The sequence below is a fragment of the Lysobacter alkalisoli genome (assembly GCF_006547045.1).
In the GTDB taxonomy this organism is placed as follows: domain Bacteria; phylum Pseudomonadota; class Gammaproteobacteria; order Xanthomonadales; family Xanthomonadaceae; genus Marilutibacter; species Marilutibacter alkalisoli.
In genome coordinates, this window is the sequence record NZ_CP041242.1 from 3,436,404 (window position 1) to 3,462,236 (window position 25,833).

Sequence of the window (25,833 nt, forward strand, 5' to 3'; positions counted from 1 at the left end):
TCTGGCTCACGATGGGCCAATGGAAACCGACGCCGACACGCTTGCCGCACCCTGTGACGACAGGGCCGGCCGCGCCTCCACCCCCCCGGAAGAAGCTGGCGCCCTGCTGCGACTGCTGGCCTGCGGCGGCGCCCTGCGTCCCCGCCAGACCCTGCTGGAACAGGCCGGCAACGCCACCGCGGCGCTGGCGGCCGGTCGCTCGGCCTGGCGGGCCTGCGGACTGACCGCCCCCCAGATCGCCTCCCTGTCCGGCGCAGCGCCAGCCGGCGAGGCCGCCACGCTGGACTGGCTGCAGGCACCGCGCCACCACATGATCGGTTGGCACCATCCCGACTACCCGCCACTGCTGCGTCGGATCGACCGGCCGCCACTGGCCCTGTTCGTCGCCGGCGACCCGAGCCTGCTCTGGCATCCGGCGGTGGCGATCGTCGGCAGCCGCCGGCCGACCGCGGGCGGGCGCGATACCGCGGCGGCATTCTCGCGGGCGCTGGCACGATCCGGGTTCGCGGTCGCCAGCGGGATGGCGGCCGGCATCGATACTGCTGCCCACCAGGGCTGTCTCGATGTCGGCGGCGCGACCGTGGCCGTGCTCGGCACCGGCCCGGACGTGCCCTACCCGCGCGGCAACACCGCCCTGCATGCGCGCATCGTCGAAACCGGCGCGGTGGTCAGCGAGCACCTGCCCGGCACCGGGCCGCACAAGGCTCACTTCCCGACCCGCAACCGCATCCTCGCCGGGCTCGGCCTCGGCACCGTGGTGGTCGAGGCTGCACTGCGCTCCGGCGCGCTGATCACCGCCCGCCTCGCTGCCGAGTCCGGGCGCGAGGTGTTCGCCGTGCCCGGCTCGATCCACAATCCGATGGCGCGCGGTTGCCATCGCCTGATCCGCGACGGCGCCGCCCTGGTCGAAGGCGTGGACGAAGTGATCGCAGCACTGGCGCCGATGGCCGCAAAGCTGGCTGGCGACCTGCGGCGACGCCTAGGAGCGCTTGAACAGGCGCCTCACGCCCCCACATCTGACGGTCACGCCGGAATCACGCCCCCGCAGCCGCCTGGTCTCGCAGATTCCTGCGACGACCTTGACCACAAGAAATTGTGGGTGGCGCTGGGCCATGACCCTACCGGTATGGATGAACTGGTCGAACGCAGCGGATTGACGGCCGCCCAAGTGTCCTCCATGCTCCTGCTCATGGAGCTTGATGGACGCGTGACGGTGCAGCATGGCCGCTACTTCCGCAGCCACTGAACGGACACGGTCGGACCCACCGCCGGGTCGGGACAGCGACCGGCGATCCTCCTGACCCAACGCGCCGCATGCGGCGCAGGCCGAGGGAAATGAAAGAGAGCATCCTGGACGTCCTGCTGTACCTGTTCGAGCACTACTTCACCCAAGAGGCGGACCTGGTCCGCGATCGCGACTCCCTCACCGCCGGCCCGCTGTTCGACGAGCTTGCCCAGGCCGGCTTCAGCCCGGCCGAGATCAACAAGGCTTTCGAATGGCTCGATGCACTGGCCCGGCAACGCCCTGGCGCCACGGTCGCCCGTGCCGACGGCCCGACCCGCGTCTACGCCGGGCCTGAGCTGGACCGGCTCGACACCGACTGCCGCGGCTTCCTGCTGTTCCTGGAGCAGCACGGCATCCTCGACGCCGGCCAGCGCGAGCTGGTGCTCGACCGCACGATGGCGCTGGACCAGGACGAGATCGACCTCGACGACCTCAAGTGGGTGGTGCTGATGGTGCTGTTCAACCAGCCGGGCGCCGAGGCCGCCTACGCCTGGATGGAAACCCAGATCTTCGCCGACGAACCCGAGCCGGTGCATTGAGGCGGTAAAGTCGCGCCGGTGGCGCTGTGAAGGTTAAAGTCACACGCTTCATGCGCTGCCAGCAGCGCGATGGCAGTGCCGTCACTCACCGATCAATCCATTTGCAGTGCGCACAGCGCACGACTTCACCATCTACAGCACGCGAAGCGTGCGACTTCACCAAACAGGGGAACCGGCACGCATGACCGCCTGGTACTACAGCGACGCCATGAACCGCCGGCAGGGACCGGTCGATACCGCCACCCTCGCCGGGCTGCAGCGCCAGGGCGGGGTCGACGAAGCCACCCTGGTATGGCGGGACGGACTGGCCGAATGGCAGCCACTGCGCACGCTTCTGAGCGAAATCCTGGCAACGCCCGCATTCGCCCCGGACACCACCGCCACGGCGCCGGACACGGCGAGCCAAGTCCACGACTACGCATCGGCGGCCGCGATTCCCGTCTCCAGCCCGGCCTCACCCTACACGCCGCCGGCCTCGCCACTGGCCGAACAGGACGACTTCCAGTCCGGCGGCGAAGTTGTCTATGCCGGCTTCTGGAAACGCTTCGCGGCGCTGGCGATCGACAGCTTCGTGATCGGCATCGCCTACTACGGCATGGTGATCGCGATGATGATCGTGCTTGGCCTCGGCGCCGGCATGATGGAGGGCAGCGCCGCTGCCGGCGGCATGTTCGCCCTGGTGGCCATGGTCTATCTGATCTACCCGCTGCTCAGCGCGCTGTACTACGTCGGCTTCGAGTCCTCGTCCAGGCAGGCCACGCTCGGCAAGATGGCAGTCGGGATCAAGGTCACCGATGCCTCGGGCCGCCGCCTGTCCCGCGGCCAGGCACTGGGCCGCTGGTTCTCGCACCTGCTGTCGTACTTCACCCTCTATATCGGCTACCTGATGGCCGGCTTCACCGACCGCAAACGCGGTCTGCACGACATGGTTGCCGGCACCCTGGTAGTGGACCGCTGGGCCTATACCGCCTCGCCACAACAGCAGCGTCGCGAGCTGGGGGCGGTCACCATCGTGGTGATGGTGCTGGCACTGCTGGCGATCCTGGCCTATGCCGCGATCGTCCTCGCCATCGCGATCCCGGCCTACCATAGCTACGTACAGCGCGCGGCGGGAGTGTAAACACCGTCGCCGGCCGACCGCCGCGCTTGACAGCGCCCGGTCCGGCGTGACACCACTAAATAAGGGAGCCGTGCCGCCGACCGGCGTCATGGCCCCGCCTGTCCCCAGCGCCCGCGCTCTTGCCGCGGGCGTCGCCATCTTTGCTGTATACACGTGCGGGGCCCATGAGCCCGCCGCCCCTTGGAGCCACACATGGCCAGGAACCTGCTCATCGTCGAGTCGCCCGCCAAGGCCAAGACGATCAATAAATACCTCGGCAAGGACTTCACCGTCCTTGCCTCCTACGGCCACGTCCGCGACCTGGTGCCGAAGGAAGGCGCGGTCGATCCGGCACGCGGCTTCGCGATGCGCTACGACCTGATCGACAAGAACGAAAAGCACGTCGCCGCGATCGCCAAGGCCGCCAAGACCGCCGACGCCCTGTACCTCGCGACCGACCCGGATCGCGAAGGCGAGGCGATCAGCTGGCACATCGCCGAGATCCTGCGCGAGCGCGGGCTGCTCGAGAACAAGGCGCTGCACCGGGTGGTGTTCACCGAGATCACTCCGCGTGCGATCCGCGAGGCGGTCGACCACCCGCGCGACATCTCCACGCCGCTGGTCGATGCCCAGCAGGCACGCCGCGCACTCGACTACCTGGTCGGCTTCAACCTGTCGCCGGTGCTGTGGCGCAAGGTCCAGAGCGGGTTGTCGGCCGGCCGCGTACAGTCGCCGGCGCTGCGCATGATCGTCGAGCGCGAGGAAGAGATCGAGGCGTTCAAGGCACGCGAATACTGGACCATCGAGGCCGAATGCCGGCACCCGAGCCAGGCCTTCAGCGCACGGCTGGTCAAGTTCGACGGCAAGAAGTACGAGCAGTTCACGATCACCGACGGCGAGACTGCCGAGGATGCGCGCCAGCGCATCGTGCAATCGGCCGGCGGCATGCTGCAGGTCACCGACGTCGCCAGCAAGGAACGCAAGCGCCGCCCGGCGCCGCCGTTCACCACCTCGACCCTGCAGCAGGAGGCCGCGCGCAAGCTCGGCTTCACCACCCGCAAGACCATGCAGGTCGCGCAGAAGCTGTACGAGGGCGTGGCGCTCGGCGAGGAGGGCACGGTCGGCCTGATCACCTACATGCGTACCGACTCGGTCAGCCTGTCGGCCGATGCGCTCAGCGAGCTGCGCGACGTGATCGCGCGCGACTTCGGCACCGACTCGGTGCCGGACAAGCCGAACTTCTACCAGACCAAGGCCAAGAACGCGCAGGAAGCGCATGAAGCGGTACGCCCGACTTCGGCGCTGCACACCCCGGCCCAGGTCGCACGGTTCCTGAGCGACGACGAGCGCAAGCTCTACGAACTGATCTGGAAGCGCGCGGTCGCCTGCCAGATGATCCCGGCCACGCTCAACACCGTGACCGTCGACCTGGCCGCCGGCAGCGAACACGGCTTCCGCGTATCGGGCACGACAGTGGTGGTGCCCGGCTTCCTCGCCGTCTACGAGGAAGGCAAGGACAGCAAGGGCAAGGACGACGACGACCAGGGCCGCAAGCTGCCGCCGATGCAGCCCGGCGACCGCATCCCGCTCGAGCGCGTGCACGCCGACCAGCACTTCACCCAGCCGCCGCCGCGCTACACCGAGGCGTCATTGGTCAAGGCACTGGAGGAGTACGGCATCGGCCGCCCCTCGACCTACGCCGCGATCATCCAGACCCTGCTGTTCCGCAAGTACACCGAGCTGGAAGGCCGCGCGTTCCGGCCGACCGACGTCGGCCGCGCGGTATCGAAGTTCCTCAGCGCCCACTTCACCCGCTACGTCGACTACGACTTCACCGCGCGGATGGAAGACGAGCTCGACGCGGTCAGCCGCGGCGAGGAGGACTGGGTGCCGCTGATGGAGAAGTTCTGGGGCCCGTTCAAGGAGATGGTCGACGACAAGATGGAAACCGTCGATCGCAGCGAAGCCACCGGCGCGCGCGAACTCGGCACCGATCCTGCGACCGGCAAGCCGGTCAGCGTGCGGCTGGGCCGGTTCGGGCCGTATGCCGCGCTCGGCAGCACCTCCGAGGAATCGGAGGAGAAGCCCAGGTTCGCCTCGCTGCGTCCGGGCCAGAGCATGCACACGATCACGCTGGAGGAGGCGCTGGAGCTGTTCAAGCTGCCGCGCGCACTCGGCGAGTCCAATGGCGAGCCGGTCAGCGTCGGCGTCGGCCGCTTCGGTCCATTCGCCAAGCGCGGCAGCACCTACGCCTCGCTGAAGAAGGAGGACGACCCGTACACGATCGGCTTCGAGCGCGCGGTCGAGCTGATCGAGGAGAAGGAGGAGTTCGCCCGCAACCGCATCATCAAGGAGTGGGACGGGCACGACATCCAGGTCCTCAACGGCCGCTTCGGCCCGTACCTGTCCGACGGCAAGATGAACGGCAAGATCCCCAAGGACCGCGAACCGGCCTCGTTGGAGCTGGAGGAAGCACTGAAGCTGCTGGAGGAGACCGGCAAGCCGATGCGCGGGCGCTTCGCCAAGAAGGCGGCCAAGAAAACCGCGACCAGGAAGGCCACCAAGAAGACCGCAGCCAAGAAAGCCACCAAGAAGGCCGCCACAAAGAAAACCGCGGCCAAAAAAGCCACCAAGAAAGTGGCCAAGAAAGCGGTGAAGAAGGCAGCGAAGAAGACTGTGTCCTGACCCCGGTGCCGGCCGGCATCCGGCCTCCCCGACTGAGCATCACGGCCGCCCATTCGGGCGGCCGTCGCGTATGCGCGCCCAGCTCCAGATGTCTTTGAAAGGTCAAATGACCCGATAAAGCCATATAAGCCTGGCAAGAATATTCATTAAGCCGATATTTCATCACGTTTTCATCTGACATCGTTGTCTATTTTCGGTCTCGGGGGATCCACCACGGACATCCAACCGAGAGAGGGACATGTCATGAAGACCCACCCAGCTTTGCGCCTGGCCGCGATCGCCGCCTGCGCGATCACGGCCTCGCTGCCGGCGCCGCGCACCGAGGCCCACGGCTCCATGGTCAAACCGGCCAGCCGCATCTACACCTGTGCCCAAGGCAATCGCGAGAACCCGTCCGACCCTGCCTGCCGGGCGGCCTGGGAGGTCGCCGGCCCCCAGCTGTTCTACGACTGGATGGGCGTCAACCAGGCCAACGCCAATGGCAACCACCAGGCGGTGGTACCGGACGGCACGCTGTGCAGCGGCAACAACCCGACCTTCCGCGGCCTCGACCTGGTCCGCGACGACTGGCAGGCGACCCCGATCGCGCCCGACGCCAACGGCCGCTACGAGTTCGAATTCAAGGGCACCGCGCCACACGCGACCCGCGAGTGGGTGTTTTACGTCACCCCGGAGAGCTGGAACCCGAGCAGCGTGCTCAGGTGGTCGGACCTGCAGGAGTTCTGCCGCCTCGGCCACGTACCGCTGTCGGCCGACGGCAACTACCGCCTCGACTGTCCGCTGCCGCAGCGCAGCGGCCGTCACGTGATCTACAACACCTGGCAGCGCTCGGATTCGACCGAGGCGTTCTATACCTGCGTGGACGTGCAGTTCGCCGGCGGCAGCACCCCGCCCCGCCGCCGGAATGGCGCGATGCCGGCGCGCTGGTCGCACAGAGTCCATTGCCGGCCGGCACCACGGTGACCCTGCGCGTGTTCAACGCCGATGGCAGCGACGCCGAGCGGATCGAAGTCGAGATCGCGGACGCCGGGCAGGGCTCGACCACGCGCTGGCCGCGCCACGTCGGCGAACAGGTCAACGCCCGCGCCAGCTTCGCCCGCATCGGCGTGATGGAGAATGGCGCGATCACCCCGATCGAATCGGCCAGCGGCAACCGCGTCTACCTGCGTGGCGACGGCCGCAGTCACCAGCTCGACGTCACCCTGCCGCAGGAGCCGCCACCGCCGGGCGAATACGATTACGTCTACCCGGACGGCATCGGCCAGTACCTGCCGGGCGAAACCGTGGTCAAGGCCAGCAACGGCCGCCTGTACGCCTGCCGGCCGTTCCCCGAGGGCGGCTGGTGCAACATCAACAGCCCGGCCCACTACGCACCGGGCAGCGGCAGCCACTGGCAGGACGCCTGGATCGAGTACTGACCGCCACCGCGGGCATGGCAGACTGACGCCATGCCCGCACCGACCGACATCACCGCCGCCGTCGCCGCCCTGCGCCGCGGCGGCGTCATCGCCTACCCCACCGAAGCGGTCTGGGGACTGGGATGCGATCCATTCAACGAGGCCGCGGTGTTGCGCCTGCTGGACATCAAGCAACGCCCGGTCGACAAGGGGCTGATCCTGATCGCGTCAGGCGTCGGCCAGCTCGACCCGCTGATCGACTGGGAGGCTCTGTCCGCCAGCCAGCGCGATACCGTGCTTGCCAACTGGCCCGGTCCGCATACCTGGGTGGTACCGGCCACTCCGCGAATGCCGCGCTGGATCACCGGCGTCCATGACAGCGTCGCCGTGCGGGTCAGCGCGCATCCGGATGTGATCGTGCTGTGCGACAGTTTCGGCGGCCCCCTGGTGTCGACCAGCGCCAACCTCACCGGAAAGCCGCCGGCCTTCGCACGCGACGAACTCGACCCGGTGTTGCTCGAACGCATCGACGCGATCGCCGGCGGCGAAACCGGCGGCCTCCACGCCCCGACCACGATCCGCGACGCCCGTGACGACCGACTGCTGCGGGGCTGAACGACCACGGCGACGCTCAATGCCCGCTCACACCGACCAGGGGCCCGACCCGATGCACGACGGTGCGATGGCGCGGGCCCGCGATCGGAGTAGTCGCCACACGGCCGCATCCCACACTTCCGCGCACCGCGCCCGGCTGTCGCTGCCTCGAGTCGTGGGCTTTCCCCCGGCACCGCTGCGGCGCAAGATGGTGTCATGACCTGTCGCCCCGCCCGCCGTTCCCACCGCGCCGCGTCCATCTGGACGCTGGCAGCGCTGGTGCTGGCCGGCGCCAGCGCGGGCAGCGCACAGGCCGGGGAAGTCATCATCTACCGCTGTACCGACACCCAGGGCCGGCTGACCCTGCGCGATACGCCCTGCGCCGCAGGTGAGAAACAGCAGGTGCAGACGATGCAGAAGCCGACCGATCCACCGTCCGTCGCGACACCGCCCGCCGCCGTGACCGCGGCACCACCGCCCCCCGACCCGCCGCCGGTGCAGACCGTGGTGCTGCAGCCGCCGCGGCCGATGTACGAATGCGTGACCCCGGACGGCGACAGCTACATCAGCGACACGCCGGAAGGCAATCCGCGCTGGGTGCCGATGTGGACGCTCGGCTATCCGGTCGCGGTACCAGGCCATCGTGGCGGCCATGACGGCTTCCGTGCCGATATCGGGATCAACACCGGCCGGGTCGATGGCCGGATCTCGATCGACCAGCGCCACCCTAGACCACCGCTGGCGACGGTCGCCTATCCGACAGGCACCTGGGTCCGCGATGCCTGCCACCCGCTGCCGCAACAGGAAGTCTGCAGCCGCCTGCGCGACCGCCGCTTCGAGCTCGGCCGCCGCTACAACAGCGCCCTGCAGAGCGAACGCGCCGAGATCGATCGCGAGCAGCGCGGGATCGACGCCCGCCTGGCCAACGACTGCCGAGGACATTGATGCCTTTCCACCTGCCCCGTGCCGCGGCTTTCCTGCCTTTCGCGGCCCTGCTGATCGCACTGGCCCCGCCTGCCAACAGCCAGACCGTGCTCTACCGCTGCACCGACGCCGGCGGCAACCTGACCGTCCAGAACGACCCGTGCCCGGCCGGTACGCAGGAACGCAAGCAGGTGATCGGCGAGGTACCCAGCGCACCGACCGAGGCATCGCAAACGCCGGCACGCGGTTTGCCGGCGCCCGAATGGCAGTTGCCGTCCCCGGCGGACAACCCAGCGGCCAGCGGCATGCCTGCCTCCGCCCCGGAAATCCCGATCCTCGCTCCGCTGCCGGCCCCGTCACCGCTGATGCCGGTCACCGCGCCCGATCCGGCCGCCATTCCGCTGCCCGCGCCTGGCCAGCCGATCATGCGCCAGAAGCCGTTGGAGGTGATCGTCGACACCCGCGAGACCGAATACCGCATCCTCGACTCCGGCATCCCGCTCGCAGAACGCGACCCGGACGACGCAGACGCGGCCACCACCGACGAACAGCCCCCACCGCCCGCGTTGCAGGCCTGCCGCGGCTGGGACAACGAAATCCGCTACAGCGAAGCCGAAGAACCGCAGACCCGCTGCAAACCATTGCAGACCACAGGCCTCGGCGGCCTGCCCGGGCTGGGTGCCGGCACCGCCTGCGAAATGATCGCCGATCGCTGCACCGCCGTACCCGAAGACCAGCTATGCGACGCCTGGCTGCGGCGGCTGCGCGACGAACAGGCACAACTGGTGTTCGCCCGCAGCGAGGATCCGGCGGCCACGCGTGCCGAGATCGAGCGGATCGAGAGCGTGCTCAGGGACAGTCATTGCAGTGCACGGTAACCGCCACGCGCACCCGGATGCTCAGAACCCGTAACGCAAAAATCCGCCGTCGACCGCGATGCATTCGCCGGTGACATAGCCGGCTGCGGGCAGGCACAGGAAGGCGACCGCGGCGGCGACTTCCTCCGGTTCGCCAATGCGGCCGAGCGGGGTGCGCAGCAGTACGTCATCGAGATAATCGGGGTCGGCCAGCTTGTCGGAGGTCCGGCGGGTGCGGATGTACCACGGTGCGACCGCATTGACGCGGATGCCATCTTCCGCCCATTCGACCGCCAGGTTCTTGGTCATCTGGTGCAGCCCGGCCTTGCTCATGCCGTAGGCCACGCCGGTGCGCACGTGGGTGAGGCCGGACACGCTGCCGACGTTGACGATGCTGGCGGCGCCGTGGCGGGCCAGCAGCGGATGCAGGTAGCGCGACAGTTCGAAGGCGGAGAACAGGTTGATCTCGAAGATCCCGCGCCACTCGTCGTCGGCGTATTCGGTAGCAGGCTTGCCGAGGTTGCCGCCGGCGTTGTTGACCAGGATGTGCAGGCCGTCGCCGAAGTCCTCGACCCAGTCCAGCAGTTCGCGGCGCTGCTCCTCGACGGCGACGTCGGCGGCGAAGCAGGCGATCTCGCGCTCCGGGAAATCCTCGAGCAGTTCGTCGCGGGCGCTGTCGAGCGCGGTGGCATCGCGCGCAGCCAGCAGCACGTCGGCGCCGAAACCGAGCAGTTCGCGTGCGATCGCACGGCCGATTCCGGCGCTGCCGCCGGTCACCAGTGCGAGTTGTCCGTCCAGTCGCCAGCGTCGGGGGTCCATGCGTGCTCCGGGGTCTCTGCGTGTGCCGCGATATGAAGTGCCACGATGTGAAGCGCCGCCGCGTGACGCGCGGCCGCTCGGCGTAGCATAGCGCCGACGCCGTGGATGACGGCCTGCACGGGAGCAACACATGATCCGGATGCACCTGCCTTACTGGCCAATCGCAATCCTGCTTGCCCTGCTGGCCGCCTGCCAACCACAGCCGCCGGAAAAGGAGCGGCCGCCGGTACCCAAGACCGCTGGCGCGACCGAGCTGCGCGACGCGATCCAGGCCCCGCTCGACAAGGCCCGCGCCGCCGAACAGGCCGTGCAGGACGCGGCGAAGGCACGCGAAGCGGCGATCGATGGCGATTGAGAACCGGGAGCTTTATCCAGACCCGTAGCCCGGGTAAGCGGAGCGCACCCGGGGGTCCGGCTCTCCCGAACCCGGGTGCGGCTTCACCGTAGTCGGGCTGCAGAAAGCCGTGAATTCCTCCCGGCTTCGCCTTCCCGTGGAAACCCATCCCCACCCGACCCTCCCCTTGAAGGGGAGGGCATTTCAAGCAGCTACAGTCCGCAGAGGCAGTGCGCGATGGTCTTCACCGGCGCACCGGCAGCCGGGCGTGCGGCGTCTTCGAGGAAGCGCAGGTCGTCGGCCGCCTGCGGCATGTAGCGGCCGAGCACGCCCATGGCGAGGCTGGAATCCTTCAGCAGTGCCTGGCCGATGCGGGCCTGGGCCATGTCGATGAAGAAGCGTTCGAACGGCGAGGCCGCCTTCTCGATGTAACGCACGCCCCAGCCCTTGCGCTCGCCGAGTTCGGCGCGCTCGGCGACGTCGGCGATCGCATCCTCGAGCCCGCCGAACGCATCGACCAGACCGCGCTCCTTCGCCTGCGCGCCGCTCCAGACGCGGCCGCGTGCGACTTCATCGATCTGCTCGACCGGCTTCCCGCGCGCCTCGGCGACGCGGCCAGTGAAGTCTCGATAGCCCTTGTCGATGATCGCCTGGATGACCTCACCGACGCCCGGCGCCAGTTCGCGGGTGATGTCGAAGGCGCCGGCGAAACGGGTGGTGCCGACGCCGTCGCTGTGCACGCCGATCTTGTCCAGCGCACGCGGGATGGTCGGGAACATGCCGAAGATGCCGATCGAACCTGTGATCGTCGACGGGTCGGCGTAGATGCGGTCGGCGTTCATGCTGATCCAGTAGCCACCGGACGCGGCGAGGTCGCCCATCGATACCACCACCGGCTTGCCGGCTTCCTTCAGCGCGACCACCTCGCGGCGGATCTGCTCGGAGGCGAACACTTCGCCGCCGGGCGAATCGACCCGCAACACCACCGCCTTGACCCGATTGTCGTCGCGCGCCTCGCGCAGCAGGACCGAGGTCGACTCGCCACCGATCTTGCCCGGCGGCTGCTTGCCGCCGCTGATCTCGCCCTCGGCCACCACCACCGCAACCTGCGGACGCGGGTCGATCGCCGCCAGCGCGCTCTTGTCGACGCGGGCCAGGTAGTCGCGCAGCGAGATCTGGCGGAAGCCGCCCTCGGCGTCCTTGTCGGCAACGCCGCGCTCGACCAGCCGCTGGTCGAACTGCTCGCGGGTGATCAACTCGTCGACCAGCTTCTGGTCCAGCGCGTGGCGAGCCAGGTCGCCGCCGGCGGCCTGGATGCCTGCATCCAGGCCGTCGATGCCCTGCGCGATCGCTGCAGGATCGAGACCGCGCGCCTTGCCGACATCGGCAAGGTAGCGCTGCCAGAGGTCGTTCATCCAGTACAGGTCGGCCTCCTTGGCCTCGTCCGAGGCGGCGTCGAGCACGTAAGGCTCGGCCGCGGACTTGTATTCGCCGACCTTGAACAGGTGCATGTCGACGCCGAGCTTGTCCTGCAGCAGTTCGCGGTAATAGGCTCGGTAACGGCCCAGGCCTTCCAGCACCATCCATCCCATCGGGTCGAGGTAGACCTCGCCGGCCTCGGCAGCGATCTGGTACTGGGCCTGGTTCATGCCCTCGCCGAAGGCGAGCACTTCCTTGCCGCTCTCGCGCACCCGGGCCACCGCGCGCGCCAGCTCACCGCGCGAAGCCATGCCGCCGCCGCTCAGACCGTCCAGGCGCAGCACCACGCGTTCGATGTTCTTGTCCTCGACCGCCGACTCCAGCGCGCGCAGCAAGTCGCGCAATTGGACCTCGCCCTGGCCCTGGCCCATCGATTCCGCCATCGCGCGCGAGAACGGGTCGGCGCTGTACTGCTCGACCAGATTGCCCTTGGGCGCGATCACCAGCGCGCTGCGCTCGTGCAGCTTCGGCACGCCGTCGCCGCTGGCCAGTACGAACAGCAGCAGCAACAGCAGGCCGAAGAACAGGAGGTTGAAGATCAGCCGGCGGGTGAAGTTCATCGCATCCCACAGGCCGATGAAGAATCGGACGACCGGGGTGCGCTGGGCCGGGGTGCGCGGGGATGTTGCGTTCATGAAGGAAGCCACTCGGGAATCAGGCCTCCAGCCTACCCGACCCCGGGGTGTCGGTTCATCCGTCGAACGTCACCCCTGTCCGGCCGCCTGGCCCTGAAACCGCAACCGCTCCGGCGCGCTCGCCCGCATGAAACGCAGGGTCAGCAACAGCGCGGCAAAGCTCAACCCGGCGATCAGGCCGATCCACATGCCCTTCGGCCCCCAGCCCAGGCCCAGCCCGAGCCCGGCGCCCAGCGACATACCCACGCCCCAGTAGGCGATCGCGGCCAGCAGCATCGGCACCCGGGTGTCCTTGAGCCCTCGCAACGCGCCGGCCGACAACACCTGGATCCCGTCCGGGAACTGGAACGCCGCCGCATACAGCAGCAGGCTCGCAGCCAGCGTCGCCACCGCGGCATCGGCGGTGTAGAAACCGACCACGAAGTCGTGTCCGGTCAAAAGCACGATCGCCGAAGTCAGCTGGGTGCCGAGCATGATCGTGTAGCCGGCGAATGCGGCGCGGCGCACCCCGGTCGCATCGGCGCGGCCGAATGCATGGCCGACCCGCACCGTGGTCGCCTCGGCCAGGCCCATCGGGATCATGAAGCACAGCGCGGCGACGTTGATCGCGATCTGGTGCGCCGCCGCCGGCAGCTCGCCGAGGCGGCCGATCAGCAACGCGGTGGCGATGAACAACCCACCCTCCATCGCCACGGTCACCCCGATCGGCAAGCCGGTCGCGAGCAGGCCGCGGATCGCCGGCCAGCGCGGCCCGTCGAAACGCTCGAACAGGCGCAGTTGGGCGAAGCGCCGCGAACGCCACAGGTAGATCGCAAAACTTGCCGCCTGCACCCACATCATCACCGCCGAGGCGAACCCGAGCCCACCGGCGCCCAGCTCCGGAATGGTGATTCCGGGCAGGCCGGACACGCCATAGGTCAGCCCATAGCCGAGCGGCACCAGCAACAGCAGGCCGCCGAAGCCGAACAGCATGGTCGGCAGCGTCCAGTGCAGGCCGTCGCAGAGGTAACGCATGCACAGGTACATCGTCAGCGCCGGCACGCCCCAGCGGATGCCGCGCAGGAAGGCCTCGGCGCCGGGACGGATCTCGGGCGCGATGCCCATCGGTCCCAGCGCCAGGGTGGCCAGGGTCATGAACGCGAACAGCAGCAGGCCAAGCCCGGCCGCAAGCCAAAGCGCCTGCCGGAACAGCGCGCCGATCTCAGGCCGGCGGCCGCCGCCGTCGAGCTGCGACACCGCCGCCGGCACCGCCATCAGCGTACCCATCGGGATCATCACCGGCAGCCAGAACAGCGCGGTACCGACCGACACCGCGGCCAGCGTACTGGTGCCATGATGGCCGGCGATCACGCTGTCGACAAAACCGATCAGGCCGGTGGCCAGGTGCCCCAGCACCAGCGGCGCGGCCAGGATCGCGGAAGCACGCACCTCGCGGCCGAAGCGCGGACGCATGGGGGAGGAGGAAGGCATGGGTGCACCGTTCTGGGACTTCGGCCGGCAGCGATCGGGTGTCGCGCGCTGGCGCCGGGTCACGGCTGGCGGCTATCTTAGCCGCGATTTCCTGAACCGGCGCGCGGGGAGCGCGTAACCGCCATGAGCGATCAAGCCATCGGCCACGCTCCATCCACATCCGCGCCGACGCCCTGCGAGAACTGCGGCACCGTATTGCAGGGCCACTATTGCCACATCTGCGGCCAATCCATGCACAGTCCGGTGCGCCACGTCGGCCATGCGGTCGAAGAGGTGTTCGAATCGTTCTGGCACCTGGACGGCCGCGTGTTCCGCACCCTGCGCGACCTGCTGGTGCCGGGCAAGGTGGCGCTGCAGTACCTGGCCGGCCATCGCGTGCGCTACATCGCACCGTTGCGGATGTTCGTGATCCTGAGCCTGCTGACTTTCTTCATCGGCCAGATGACCGTGGATATCGAATCCAGCGGTGCCGCGAGTACCAGCACCGATCTCGGCCCGATCACCCGTGCGCAGAGCGAGGCGGAGGTCCGCGAGGCGCGCGACCGCCTGCTGGCCGAGGTGACGGAAGCGCGTCGCGAGATCGCCGACAACGCCCCCATCCCCGGGCTGGACGCGGTGATGATCCGCGAGGAAGTGCGCATCCGCGGCGAAGCCGACAACCGGATCGTGCAGTTGCGCCGCGCCGCCATGCGCGCCGGCCGGAACGCTGGCGATGGCAGGCCCGAAGCCGATGGCCCGGACGCCGATGCCGCACCGGGCGATGAAGTTGCCACCGTTGATCCCACCCCGGGCGACGACCCGACTGCGAGCGGCGAGACCGGGGCCAGCGAGCCGGAATGGGAGGGACCGCTGTTCAGCACCGACTCCGAAGCCTGGAATCCGCAAAAGAACCGTGTCCAGATCGGCTGGTTGCCGGACTTCGCCAATGACTGGCTGACCAGACGCCTGGGCTACGCCAACGACAACGTGCAGCGCATGAACGATCGACCCGGTCTTTACGCACAGACCTTCATGAAGGCGCTGCCGTCGGCGCTGTTCGTGCTGGTGCCGGTGTTCGCGCTGCTGCTCAAGTTCGCCTACCTGTTCAAGCGTCGGCTGTATCTGGAGCACATGGTGATCGCGCTCTACAGCCACTGCTTCCTGCTGCTGGCGCTGGCGGCGATCTTCCTGCTGACCGGCCTTGGCGGCGCGGTGAAGGCCTCAATGCCGTGGCTGTCGCTGTCCACCACCCTCGCCGCGACCGGCATCGGCCTGTGGGCGCCGCTCTACCTGCTGTTGATGCAGAAGCGCGCCTACGGCCAGGGCTGGCCGATGACGATCCTCAAGTACCTGGTGGTCGGCTACATCTACTTCATGATGCTGGCGACCGCCGCGGCAGTGATGTTCGTGGTTACCCTGGCGAAACCGACATGAACGATGCCGCACACAACATGATCGTGTACGAGGTGAACCTCGACGTCGACGCGACGGTGATCGCCGATTACCGCGTCTGGCTGGATGCGCACGTGGCCGAGATCTGCGCCCTGCCGGGCTTCACCGGTGCGCGGATCTTCGAGGTGATCGACCCGCCGGCGCGCGATGGTCGGGTTTCGCTGTGCGTGCAGTACCGATTGCGCGATGCGTCCGCATTCGAGGCCTATCTGGAACACCATGCACCGCGCTTGCGGGCCGACGGGCTGGCACGGTTCGGCGACCATTTCACCGCCACCCGTCGGGTATTGGTACGCGTGAGGCAAGTGGAGTGTGAAGAGGAGTGAGTCGGGAGATGAGGTCATCGGCAGGTTCGCCTTTCCCTCTCCACTCCCTCCTCTCCCCTCTCCACTCGCTCCTACCGGTCCAACTGCTCCCACAGCCAATGCTGGCGCCGCTCGGGCGGGGTCGCGATCAGCTCCAGACGCAGGGCGTCGCGGTCCTGTGGTGGCGTACGCTGGACCAGCACGCCGAGCTGGACGCGCTGTGCCGCGGTCATTGATTGCAGCACCGCCATCAGCGGAGCGTGCTGCCCGGCCGGCAACTGCGCCAGCAACGGGTGCAGGGTGGGGTAGTCGGCGCCCAACACCGGGCCAAGCAGCCAGCCACGCCGCGCACCGGGCTCCAGCCCGGCAAAGCGCTGCCGCAGTGCGTCCTGCTCAACCTGCGGTTTGTGCGCAAACTCGCGTGCCATGCCAACGACCTGCTCGCGCTGCGCTTGCGGCAGGGCCTGCAGTGCCTGCCAGGTCTCGCGGCGGGCGGCACGCTGTGCCGCGGGAAGTGCGTCCCACTCGCTGGCACGCTCGGCGAAGGCGGCGCGCATGGCCGGCGTCCATCCCTGCCACAGCGTCGCGTGCCGACGCAGGCGGCGCGCATTCTCATCGGGCAACTGCTGCAGCAGGCGGCTGACGGCCTCGGGCAGGCCATCCAGCGACACCGGCGTGACGATCGCGTCCTCCGCCGGCCGGGCCTCGGCAAGCCCCCCATCGACCGATTGCCCATCGACCGCCCCGGGCAACGGCGGCACCATGGCCGCGACACCGGCGGCCAGCACCAGTCCGGGCAGGGCCAGGCTACGGCGCATCACCAGTCTCCATCTCGGCTTCTTCGCCGTCGCCGGCATCTTCGAGCACCGGCAGCATCGGGTCCGGCGTCCCGGCACCGTCAGCCACCAGCCAGCTGTACAGCGCCAGCTCGTCGGCGACCGCGGCCAGCCCGGGGTCGGCCAGCCGCTCGAAATCCGGGTGGGTGATCAGGGCGGTGACCGGGTCGTAGCGCTGTGCGGGCGGCCCGATCGTCGGCAATGGTTCGATCATGACCTGGCCGGTATCGCGCGACGCGCGGACGCTGGAGGAAGACCCCCAGTCGAATGGATTGATGAATGGATTGAAGCCCGGGAACGGCCACCAGAACGTCGCTGCGAAGGCCAGCACGCATCCAGCCAGCAACAGCCATAGCAGAGCCAGCAGGCCGCGACGCCGGAGCCCTCGCGGCCTGGGGCGCAGCTCCTCGGTGCCTTCCAGCGCGACGGGCACATCGCCGCGCAGGGCGGCCTCGCGGACCCGGGCCAGTCGTGAAAGCCGCGGCACCGGCAGGCTTCGGATGCGCCGTTGCACCTGTTCGCGCAACTGCCGCCAGGCCTGCAGTGCCGGTAGCCCGCCGGCCGCAGCGGTCAGCGCCTGCTCGATCGCCAGGCTGTAGCCGGCCGGTGCCACGCCCATCGCGCGCGCGGCCCCGGCTTCATCCAGTCCGGCCGCCAGCTGCAGCAGCAGCGCCGCGCGCGGACCGTGGCCGAGCTCGGCCAGACGATCGGTGGCCTCCAGCGGGATTGCGACTCCGGCATGCCGCTGCAAGGCCGGCTGCGCCATCAGCAACGCCCAGAAGCACGGCGGCCATTCATTCATCGGCAGGCGGCCGGCCTCGTCCCGGAACAGGTACAGGGCCGACTCGACCGCCGCATCGCCGGCATCGGCATCGCCGGCCTGCAGCTCGGCAAAGATCGCCGCGCGCCGCTCCACCCCACGCATGAACGCGGCCAGGGCAGCCGGGGCAGGAGGGAGGTTGCGCGCGTCGCGAGCGGACACGGGGCTCATCCGGGTGTGGACTTCATGCCGCATGATAGCCATGCCAGTGCGGCTCCGGACCCGCCCCCCGCGCCCCCGGCTCCAGCCGGGGTTCAGCCATTGTCCTGCTCCATCGAGTCTTCATCGCGCAAGCATCCGCAACTGATGTTCACAGCTGAATCGCGGCTTGACAGATCCTGATTACGTGCTCCGCCAGAAATGACGCGGCTTTCACGTCGGATGCGGTTGTGCACAGCAGTAAAGAAAGTGTCACCGGCTTGGGGAAGACCCCGTGGGCATGCTCGACGGCGGCAATGTTTCACGCATAACCAGTTGACAATAAAAGGAAAAATACCATTGGCTATTTTTTAGCCAAGGCAACGGGAAGGCTTGTTGCACCGGGGTTACGCCGATCTGCCGACACGGCATGCACAGAGTTATCCACAGTCGATGTGGATAAGGAAATTTTCTCTTCTGCTTCGGCAACTTGCGTGATCTTCGTCACGTGGAAGGGAGCAATGCCCCACAACTGAAACACAGCCGGAAGGGTCGCGGCCGGCCAAGGCCGAGCGCAACGCGATCGCCTAGACTGCCGCGATGCCCGCTACCGACCCACCGGCCAGCTCCAACGCCATCGACACCCCCGCCACGGCCACCTGGCGGGTCGCGCTGCCGGTGCCGCTGCCGCGGTTGTTCGACTACCTGCCACCGCCTGGCGATGCCGACGCCGATCCGGTCGGCTGCCGGGTCCGGGTGCCTTTCGGGCGCAGCGGCGAAAAAATCGGGGTGGTGGTCGCCACCGATCAGCCCGACTCCGATGCGGAACTGAAAACGGTCGCCGCACGGCTGGACGCCGAGCCTTTGCTGCATGGCGAACTGCTCGCCTCGCTGCGCTGGCTGGCCCGCTACACCCACGCCCCGCTCGGCGAGGTGCTGGCGACCGCCCTGCCCGGGCCGCTGCGCCACGGCGAGCCGCTGCCCGACACCCATGCCTGGGCCTGGCGCCTCAGCGAAGCCGGCGCGACCGCATTGCCCGGCCTGCGCGCCGGCAAGCCGAAGCAGTTGGCCGAACGCCTGGCTGCGGGTGCAGTGGATGAAGATGCGCTCGATGCCACGCTCGGAGGCTGGCGTGCCGCCGCCCGCAGCCTGGCCAAGCGCGGCCTGGCCGAACGCGTCGCGATCAAAAAGGAAAAAATGGGGTCAGAGTCATTTCTTCCCGAAAGGAAAAATGACTCTGACCCCATTTTTTCCCTCAATCCCGAGCAACAGGCCGCAGTCGACGCGGTGCTGGCCGCCCGCGACGGCTTCGCCCCGTTTCTGCTCGACGGCGTTACCGGCAGCGGCAAGACCGAGGTCTACCTGCACGCGATCGCCGACTGCCTCGCGCGCGGCAAGCAGGCGCTGGTGCTGGTGCCGGAGATCGGCCTGACCCCGCAGACCCTGGCCCGCTTCCGCGCCCGTCTGGGCGTCCAGGTGCACGCGCTGCACTCGGGCCTGTCCGATGGCGAGCGCGCGCGGGTGTGGGCGGCAGCGGTGCGCGGCGAGGCGCGGGTGGTGGTCGGCACCCGCTCGGCGGTATTCCTGCCGCTGCCCGAGCCGGGCCTGATCGTGATCGACGAGGAACACGACGGCAGCTTCAAACAGCTCGACGGCATCCGCTACCACGCCCGCGACTTCGCCCTGGTGCGCGGCAAGGCGCTCGGGGTGCCGGTGCTGCTCGGCAGTGCGACCCCATCGCTGGAGTCGCTGCAGAACGCGCACACCGGCCGCTACGCCCACCTGCGCCTGCGCCAGCGCGCCGGCAACGCAAAGCCCCCGCAGGTCCGCGTGATCGATGTGCGCAAACGCCCGCTCGAGGCCGGCCTGTCGCCGGAGATGCTCGCTGCAATCGAACGCGCCCTCGCCAGCGGCGGCCAGGTGCTGGTGTTCAAGAACCGCCGCGGCTACGCGCCGGTGTTGCTGTGCCACGACTGCGGCTGGAGCGCGCACTGCCCGCGCTGCGGCACTCCCGAACACCCCACCCCGATGACCGTGCACGGCGGTGGCCGCCGCCTGCAGTGCCACCACTGCGGCGCCCGCCAGCGCGTGCCCGATGCCTGCCCGGACTGCGGCAGCCTCGCCCTGCAGCCGCAGGGCGCCGGCACCGAACGGATCGAGGACGCGCTGAAGGTCCGCTTCCCCGATACCCGGGTGCTGCGCATCGACCGCGGCAGCACCCAGCGCCGCGATGCGATGGAGAAACTGCTGGCCGAGTTCGGCAGTGAGCCCGGCATCCTGGTCGGCACCCAGATGCTGGCCAAGGGCCACGACCTCGCCGGGCTGACCCTGGTCGCCGTGGTCGGCATCGACGAGGGTCTGTTCTCCGCCGATTTCCGCGCGCCGGAGAAGCTCGCCCAGTTGCTGATCCAGGTCGCCGGCCGCGCCGGCCGCGCCGACCGCCCGGGCGAAGTGCTGCTGCAGACCCATCACCCCGAGCACCCGTTGCTGGCGACCCTGCTCTCGGGCGGCTACCAGGCCTTTGCCGACACCGAATTGCCGCAGCGCGAGGCCGCCCGCTTCCCGCCGTTCGCGCACATGGCGATGCTGCGCGCCGAGGCCAGGCGGGTCGATGCGGTGGAGGCGTTCCTGCGCGCTGCCCGCGACACGCTCGCCGACACCCGAACGGATGCCCTCGAACTGCACGGCCCACTCCCCGCCCCGATGCCGCGCCGCGCCGGCTACCAGCGCATGCAGTTGCTGCTTTCAGCGCCCGATCGCCGCAGCCTGCATGCCGCCCTCGACGCCGCCCTGCCCACGATCCACGCCCTGCCCGAGGCACGCAAGGTGCGCTGGTCGCTCGACGTCGACCCGGTCGATCTCTACTGAGGAGATTCGGGACTCGGAAGACGGCGAGGTATCGCCGGTGCGAGAGGCGATGGCGGGACGGGGTCCGCACTGCCCCGGCGGTAGCGCGGCCCCGCCGCGCCAGCTACCAGCTGAAGCCGGCGCCGGCCGCGACGCTGCGCTCCTCGCCGGAAAACCCTGCCGACAGCGAGAAACTCATCCGCTCGCCGAACACGCGCTGGTAGCCCATCGCCAACGCGTTCTCGCCGCCCTGCGAACCCACGCCGACGCCCAGGCGATTGCTTCCCGACAGGCCGGCGGTGTTGAGCGCGGCGGCCGCCATCGCGCCACCCATCGCGCCGATCCGGTCCAGGCGCCGGTCGTAGCCACGCAGGCGCTGATCCACCCCCCTGGCCAACATGTCGAAACGATCGTTGAGCACCGCCACCTGGGAGTCGGTGTACGCATCGGCCGATTGCAACGCCCCGTCCGCGGCCGATCGTGCGTGGATCTGTGCCGCCTGCAGGGTGGCGGCATCGGCGGCGGCCATGTCGCCACGCACCGCGGTTTCGCGCGCGTCGGTGTAGTCACCGGCCGACACCAGCGTCGCCGCATCACCGGCATCCATCTGGCGCTTGTTCACGGCATCGCCGGCCGCCGTGCCATCGGCGACGTTGGAAATCACCGTGCCATCCGTGCCTCCCAGGGTGATCGATCCCGAATCGCTGCCGTCGTATTCGACCGCCAACTCGCTGCCCGGCCCCGCCGGTCCCTGTGGCCCCGTCGGCCCTTGTGGTCCTGTCGGCCCCTGCGGCCCTGCTGGTCCCTGCGGCCCCGTCGGCCCTTGTGGTCCTGTCGGCCCCTGCGGCCCCTGCGGCCCCGCCGGTCCCTGCGGTCCTGCCGGCCCTTGTGGCCCCTGCGGGCCGGGCATGGCCGCGATGCCGTCGATGCTCGTCTGCAGCTGGCTCAGACGCACGTCCACCGCTGCGAACGCGGATCCGACATCGGAGTAGTTCGCGCCCTGGATGCTGTAGACAGGCGCAGCGAACACGCCGCCGGTGTAGCTCGCACCCCCGCCCAGCGCATTTGCCAGCGGATGCAGCTGCGACAGGTTGACCGCGTCGGTGTCTGCCGTGCCGGCGCCGACGTGGATCAGCCTGCGCGTCTGTTCGGTATTGAAGGTGATGGTGTTGCCGCTGCCCGGCAGGAATGCCGAGTCCCCCGCGGCATGTCCGAACGACACCACGCCGGCTTCGTTGGCGACCGCGTACAGGCCGAGCGCGACCGACCCGAACGCGGAGGTGCCGGTGGTCGCCATTGGCCCGATCGCGACGGAACTGTAGCCCTGCGCCTGGCTCGCCGCACCGATGGCGATGCCGTAATTGTTCCCGGCGGTGTTCGCCATCGCATTGCTGCCGATCGCGATCGAGCCCAGCCGCGCCGCCTGCGCATCGGCGCTGCCGATGTCGCTGGCCGCGCCATTGACGGCCACATAGGGCGAACCGGCATCGGCCATCGCGGCGTTCAACTGCCGCACATTCACCGCGTCGGTCGCATCGACGCCGTCGGCCAGGTGGGTCAGGCGGCGGTCGAGGTCGCTGCCGAACGGATTGCCGAGGACGTCGAGATCGTCCGCGCCGTGACCCAGCGAAACCGTATCGGCTGCGTTGGCTACCGAACTCGAGCCCAGCGCGATGCTGCGCGAACCGAGCGCCTGGCTGGCGTCGCCGAGTGCGGTGGCCGTGGGCCCGGTGGCCGCCGCGTCGCGCCCGCACGCCATGGAGTCGGACTGCTCACCAGTGTCGTTGCCGGCATCGGCACCGCCATCGCCGATCGGGTTGCCCGCGGCGTCGAGCAGTTCGCAGGTGGCGCCGGCCGTCGCCGGCAGGGACGCGGCGGCCGCCAGCAGGGCAACGGCGAGCGCAAGCGGGCGCAGCGCCCGGGCAGATGGGTTCGACATGGAGGTCCTCGCTCTGGGCAGGTGCCGGGAGGCCTCGGGATGCCGTTCCGCCCCCCAAGCGGAATGTGACCAGTGTCGCGCTCGCCATCGACCTGCACATCCCCGAAATCAGGTAGTGCCAGCCACGGCCCCGCCCGCCGTGGACTTCTCCGGCACTGCCGCGATGGCCGCGATCGGGCTATGCCCCTCCGGCACTCATGATCGCCCCGCACTCCTTGTTCGCACACTGGAAAAGGTACCGTTTCTGGACCGAGTCGAAGGCGACCTTGAAGTCATGCGGCCACGTATCGATCTGCGTCCATGGTCCAACATGGCCGCATTCCATGCAGAACTGGCCTGAGTCCTCGCGCAGTTGCGCCTTGTCCTTGTGATGTGGCACGTGGTACTCGAACGCAACGTTGGCCACGCCCACCATGGTCACCGTCATGCCGACCTTGGAGGTGCGCTCATGATCCTTGCTGCTGGCCTTCCATCCCACTACCTCGTTGGAGTCGTCGACGATCGGGCATGAGCCGAGCAGGAAGTTATCGCCCTCGGGTTGTGTGCTCACGCCGCCGCCAAGGAACACTTCGCCGCGGTTCTTGCGCGTCAACCTGACGTCTGGGTGGGCGACCTTCTCCCCCGTCTCGCCAGGATAGACGGGTACCAGACGGGTCCCATTGCGGGGCCTCAGGCCGACGGCGATCGCGGTCAACTGGTGGTGGCTGTCCTTCAGGCAACTACGCGAGGCGACACGAAAGCCCGGTTTCGGTGCGGCGGCGTCGCCGGGCTCGAAGCCGCACTGGGTCAACGCGGCCCAGCCGAATCGATCGATGCGCCCACCGCCGCCGGTGATCAGATACCCGGACTCGGCAACCACCAGCTCACTATGGCGGGTTTCCAGGCCTTGGCTCTGGCTGGCGAACAGCCGCACATCCCATTCGTCGTCCGGATCGTAGACGGCGATCACGGCGATCTCATGCTCATCGTTGGAGGCATACCTGATGTCGCGCATCTCGGCATGCCACGCCCAGCACCTGAGCGCCGGATCGTAGCTCGGATAGCTCGAGATCAGGAAATTGCCCTTGTCCGTCTTCAGCGTGGACGCGCCACCGGACAGGATCTTGTAGTGCTCGGGCAGATCCAGCGCGACGCGCAGGGTCCTGCTGGCAGGGAAGGTCTTGCGGAAGCAGCACAGGCGCAAAGACGGCGGGCGCATCAATCCGGTGACCGCCTCCACGAGCCCGGCCACGGACTCCGCCTTCATCAGCGCCTCGTTGTCCTTCAGGTCCGCATCCAGCGTCAGCAGGTCGGGCAGGAAGTAGTCGCGCACCCAGCTGCGCTCCAGCCGACGACAAAGCAGCTCCCTCTGCTCGTCGGTCAGGCTGTCGATGATGGCGTCGCGCAGCAGTGTCCACAGCGCCACCGGCTGATGGCGGTCGATCACCCGCCAGTTCTGGTTCTTGCCCAGGCTGTATTTCCACAGGTCGGCCGACAAACCCGGCAGACCGCCCACCGCGTGCGAGCTGATGTCGACGCGCACCGACTTGAGCTGGTTGCGCTCATCCTTGCTGAAGCCTTCGGCCTGCGCCTTGTCGCCCTCGTTGGCGGTGGCGGCGCTGGCCAGGAAGTTGAGCCCAACGCAGGTCGCCGCGCCGGAGGCCTTCCAGCCCGCTGCCAGACTGACGGCCCGGGACAGCACGCCGATGCTGTCCTCGGCCAAGGCTTCGGCCCGGACCACGCTCTTGTAGCAGCCGCCCAGCCCGATCTCGCAGAACAGGTGACTGCCGAACTCGTCGATGAAATCGCGTGCACGCTGCGCCGACCGCGACTCATCTGCTTCCGTGGCAATCCGCATCGCGGCCTCAGCGGCCTCACGACTCAAACGCACACCCGTTTTCGGCAAACGCACGCGCGCGCTGACCATCTCGATCTTGCGCACTGCGAGCTTGCTGGCCTGGCTGCGGCGCCCGCCTGCGGTGGATTCCTTCTGTTCGTACCTGGCACGGGCATAGGATCCGGCCGCACTGAGTGCGAACAATCCGGACTGGCCGATGCCGCCGCCGCTGACGCGCTCGGAGGTCGAGAACGCCGAGGACGAGCGCTCGACCGTCTTCTCCGCATACTGGTACGAGGATTCGCTGTCGTACTGGGCGATGCTTTCGCGATAGCCCTCGTTGCTGTAGCTGACGCTCGCGGCCACGTCCACGAGCTCCGCGCCACAGGCATCGCGCACACCGGCCACGGTAAGCACCACGCCACGGCGCAGGCCGTTGAACTCGACCAGCTTGTCGTTCTCCAGCGGCGACTCGTTGCGCTGTGCGGCCAGCAGCTCCTTGCCGATCGCGTCGCCCAGGTTCTTGCCGATGTCGGCCAGCGCGGCATTCAACGAGCCCAGGCTGGCATAGGCGCCCTTGTCCAGCCGGGACAGCACTGCGCCCACGCCCGCCCGCTCCAGCATCGCGGCCAGCTCGGTCTCGGCGCGTTTCTTCATCGAGCCCAGGTTGGCGCCTGCGTCGTCGACGCAAGCCTGGCGGAGCTCGTCGACCTTGGCGATCGCCTCCTCGAGCTGCTTGCGGCGCGCCTGCGCCTCCTTGGACATGATCGTGTCGGCCTGGATGGATGGCTTCGAGCGCGTCGCCACCTCATTGGCCGACAGATTCTTGAGCAGGTTCGCGGCGCTGTCGGAGCCGGGAAGGCGGCGCCCGTCGATGACTTTGCCCTGGCGCAAGTCGGCTTCCAGACGGTCTCGCCACGTGGGATCGCCACACAGATCCTGCAGGGCCGGGATCGAATAGACCCCGTGTTCCTCGAACAGGGGCATGCTTCCTTCCGGAAAGCCCTCCTTCGTCAGATAATCCTTGAGCTCCTTCGTTGCCTCGTAGCGTTGGTCTGTCGGAGGTGTTGAAGCCGGCTTGCGCGCCTCGCGGAACGCCTTGACATCCTCGTCGATGTCCTTCCCCCTCAAGGTATCGAAAGCCGCCAGCGCGGCCCTGTGCCCGGCCATCAGTTCACTCGCTTCCCGCCCCTTGGCATTGGCGCGCGCTTCCGCCTTTTCCTGTTGGTGGGTCCCGGTTTCCTCGGTGTCCTTGTCCTTGGTCGGACTGGGCCGGGGCGGTGCCTTCTGGTCGATGAAGGACTGCCGCAACGATTTCCGCAGATTGGTATCCCTGAGCAGTCTGGCGAACACGTCCAGCGAGTACACCTCATGCGAACGCAGCAGGCTGGCAAACGCACCGATCAGGCGCGAGGCCAGGAATGCGTTGAGTTCCTCGACATCGCTTGGCGGACCAGGGGTCGCGTTCGATGCCTGCGGTTCCTTGTTGTCCGGCATTGCAGGATCCTTTCTCGGCGGGGGTATACGATCAAACGCACGCAGAAGGAAGGCGTGATCGCCGGGCCACGATGCGTCGGGGACGAT

Annotated in this window: 17 protein-coding genes and 2 pseudogenes; 12 read left to right on the top strand and 7 right to left on the bottom strand. The window is 68.6% G+C overall.

Annotation, left to right across the window (positions count from 1 at the left end):
* Positions 1-19: 19 nt before the first annotated feature.
* The 8 genes and pseudogenes from dprA (at position 20) to FKV23_RS15235 (ending at position 9,401) form a co-directional block, all read left to right on the top strand.
* Positions 20-1,246 (top strand): DNA-processing protein DprA, encoded by a 1,227-nt coding sequence (gene dprA, locus FKV23_RS15200; protein ID WP_141624617.1) that lies wholly within the window; start codon positions 20-22, stop codon positions 1,244-1,246.
* An 89-nt stretch (positions 1,247-1,335) separates the two neighbouring features.
* Positions 1,336-1,824 carry a DUF494 family protein gene (locus FKV23_RS15205; protein ID WP_141624618.1) on the top strand — a complete coding sequence of 163 codons (489 nt, stop codon included), beginning with the start codon at positions 1,336-1,338 and terminating at the stop codon, positions 1,822-1,824.
* A 181-nt stretch (positions 1,825-2,005) separates the two neighbouring features.
* Positions 2,006-2,944: an RDD family protein gene (locus FKV23_RS15210; RefSeq protein WP_141624619.1), complete on the top strand. Its 939-nt coding sequence runs from the start codon at positions 2,006-2,008 to the stop codon at positions 2,942-2,944.
* 192 nt (positions 2,945-3,136) lie between these two features.
* Positions 3,137-5,608 carry a DNA topoisomerase I gene (locus FKV23_RS15215; RefSeq protein ID WP_141624620.1) on the top strand — a complete coding sequence of 824 codons (2,472 nt, stop codon included), beginning with the start codon at positions 3,137-3,139 and terminating at the stop codon, positions 5,606-5,608.
* A 243-nt stretch (positions 5,609-5,851) separates the two neighbouring features.
* Positions 5,852-7,026 (top strand): annotated as a pseudogene (locus tag FKV23_RS15220) (lytic polysaccharide monooxygenase).
* A 30-nt stretch (positions 7,027-7,056) separates the two neighbouring features.
* Complete coding sequence (locus FKV23_RS15225) at positions 7,057-7,620, top strand: L-threonylcarbamoyladenylate synthase (protein WP_141624621.1); 564 nt, start codon at positions 7,057-7,059, stop codon at positions 7,618-7,620.
* Between the two features lie 195 nt (positions 7,621-7,815).
* Positions 7,816-8,544, top strand: a complete 729-nt coding sequence (locus tag FKV23_RS15230) for a DUF4124 domain-containing protein (RefSeq protein ID WP_167285295.1) — start codon at positions 7,816-7,818, stop codon at positions 8,542-8,544.
* Positions 8,544-9,401 (top strand): DUF4124 domain-containing protein, encoded by an 858-nt coding sequence (locus FKV23_RS15235; RefSeq protein ID WP_141624622.1) that lies wholly within the window; start codon positions 8,544-8,546, stop codon positions 9,399-9,401. Before FKV23_RS15230 ends, FKV23_RS15235 begins: the two co-directional genes overlap by 1 nt.
* 21 nt (positions 9,402-9,422) lie before the next feature.
* On the opposite strand, the gene FKV23_RS15240 is transcribed toward FKV23_RS15235, so the two are convergent.
* A complete protein-coding gene (locus tag FKV23_RS15240) occupies positions 9,423-10,199 on the bottom strand; it encodes an SDR family oxidoreductase (RefSeq protein ID WP_141624623.1) in 777 nt (258 codons plus the stop codon).
* A gap of 130 nt (positions 10,200-10,329) precedes the next feature.
* Here FKV23_RS15240 and FKV23_RS15245 point away from each other — a divergent pair, with 130 nt between their 5' ends.
* On the top strand, positions 10,330-10,554 hold the full coding sequence (locus FKV23_RS15245; RefSeq protein WP_407067631.1) for a hypothetical protein: 225 nt from the start codon (positions 10,330-10,332) through the stop codon (positions 10,552-10,554).
* Between the two features lie 191 nt (positions 10,555-10,745).
* On the opposite strand, the gene sppA is transcribed toward FKV23_RS15245, so the two are convergent.
* Both sppA and FKV23_RS15255 read right to left on the bottom strand, forming a co-directional pair.
* Positions 10,746-12,647, bottom strand: a complete 1,902-nt coding sequence (sppA, locus tag FKV23_RS15250; RefSeq protein WP_141624624.1) for a signal peptide peptidase SppA — start codon at positions 12,645-12,647, stop codon at positions 10,746-10,748.
* Positions 12,648-12,716: 69 nt separating this feature from the next.
* Entirely contained in the window at positions 12,717-14,117 is a 1,401-nt protein-coding gene (locus tag FKV23_RS15255) for an MATE family efflux transporter (RefSeq protein ID WP_141624625.1), read from the bottom strand.
* Positions 14,118-14,240: 123 nt separating this feature from the next.
* On the opposite strand from FKV23_RS15255, the pseudogene FKV23_RS17865 reads away from it, so the two are divergent.
* Together FKV23_RS17865 and FKV23_RS15265 are read left to right on the top strand one after the other, a co-directional pair.
* Positions 14,241-14,559 (top strand): annotated as a pseudogene (locus FKV23_RS17865) (DUF3667 domain-containing protein); the annotation flags it as partial.
* A 967-nt stretch (positions 14,560-15,526) separates the two neighbouring features.
* Complete coding sequence (locus FKV23_RS15265; protein WP_141624627.1) at positions 15,527-15,874, top strand: DUF4286 family protein; 348 nt, start codon at positions 15,527-15,529, stop codon at positions 15,872-15,874.
* 71 nt (positions 15,875-15,945) lie between these two features.
* Here the strand turns inward: FKV23_RS15265 and FKV23_RS15270 are convergent, their stop codons facing one another.
* Positions 15,946-16,671: a DUF3106 domain-containing protein gene (locus FKV23_RS15270; RefSeq protein ID WP_167285297.1), complete on the bottom strand. Its 726-nt coding sequence runs from the start codon at positions 16,669-16,671 to the stop codon at positions 15,946-15,948.
* Positions 16,661-17,671, bottom strand: a complete 1,011-nt coding sequence (locus FKV23_RS15275; protein ID WP_141624629.1) for a hypothetical protein — start codon at positions 17,669-17,671, stop codon at positions 16,661-16,663. Before FKV23_RS15275 ends, FKV23_RS15270 begins: the two co-directional genes overlap by 11 nt.
* A gap of 576 nt (positions 17,672-18,247) precedes the next feature.
* Between FKV23_RS15275 and FKV23_RS15280 the strand changes: the two genes are divergently transcribed.
* On the top strand, positions 18,248-20,515 hold the full coding sequence (locus tag FKV23_RS15280) for a primosomal protein N' (RefSeq protein WP_141624630.1): 2,268 nt from the start codon (positions 18,248-18,250) through the stop codon (positions 20,513-20,515).
* 103 nt (positions 20,516-20,618) lie between these two features.
* Here the strand turns inward: FKV23_RS15280 and FKV23_RS15285 are convergent, their stop codons facing one another.
* Both FKV23_RS15285 and FKV23_RS15290 read right to left on the bottom strand, forming a co-directional pair.
* A complete protein-coding gene (locus FKV23_RS15285; RefSeq protein ID WP_141624631.1) occupies positions 20,619-22,433 on the bottom strand; it encodes a YadA-like family protein in 1,815 nt (604 codons plus the stop codon).
* A 178-nt stretch (positions 22,434-22,611) separates the two neighbouring features.
* Positions 22,612-25,746, bottom strand: a complete 3,135-nt coding sequence (locus tag FKV23_RS15290; RefSeq protein WP_141624632.1) for a hypothetical protein — start codon at positions 25,744-25,746, stop codon at positions 22,612-22,614.
* Positions 25,747-25,833 lie beyond the last annotated feature (87 nt).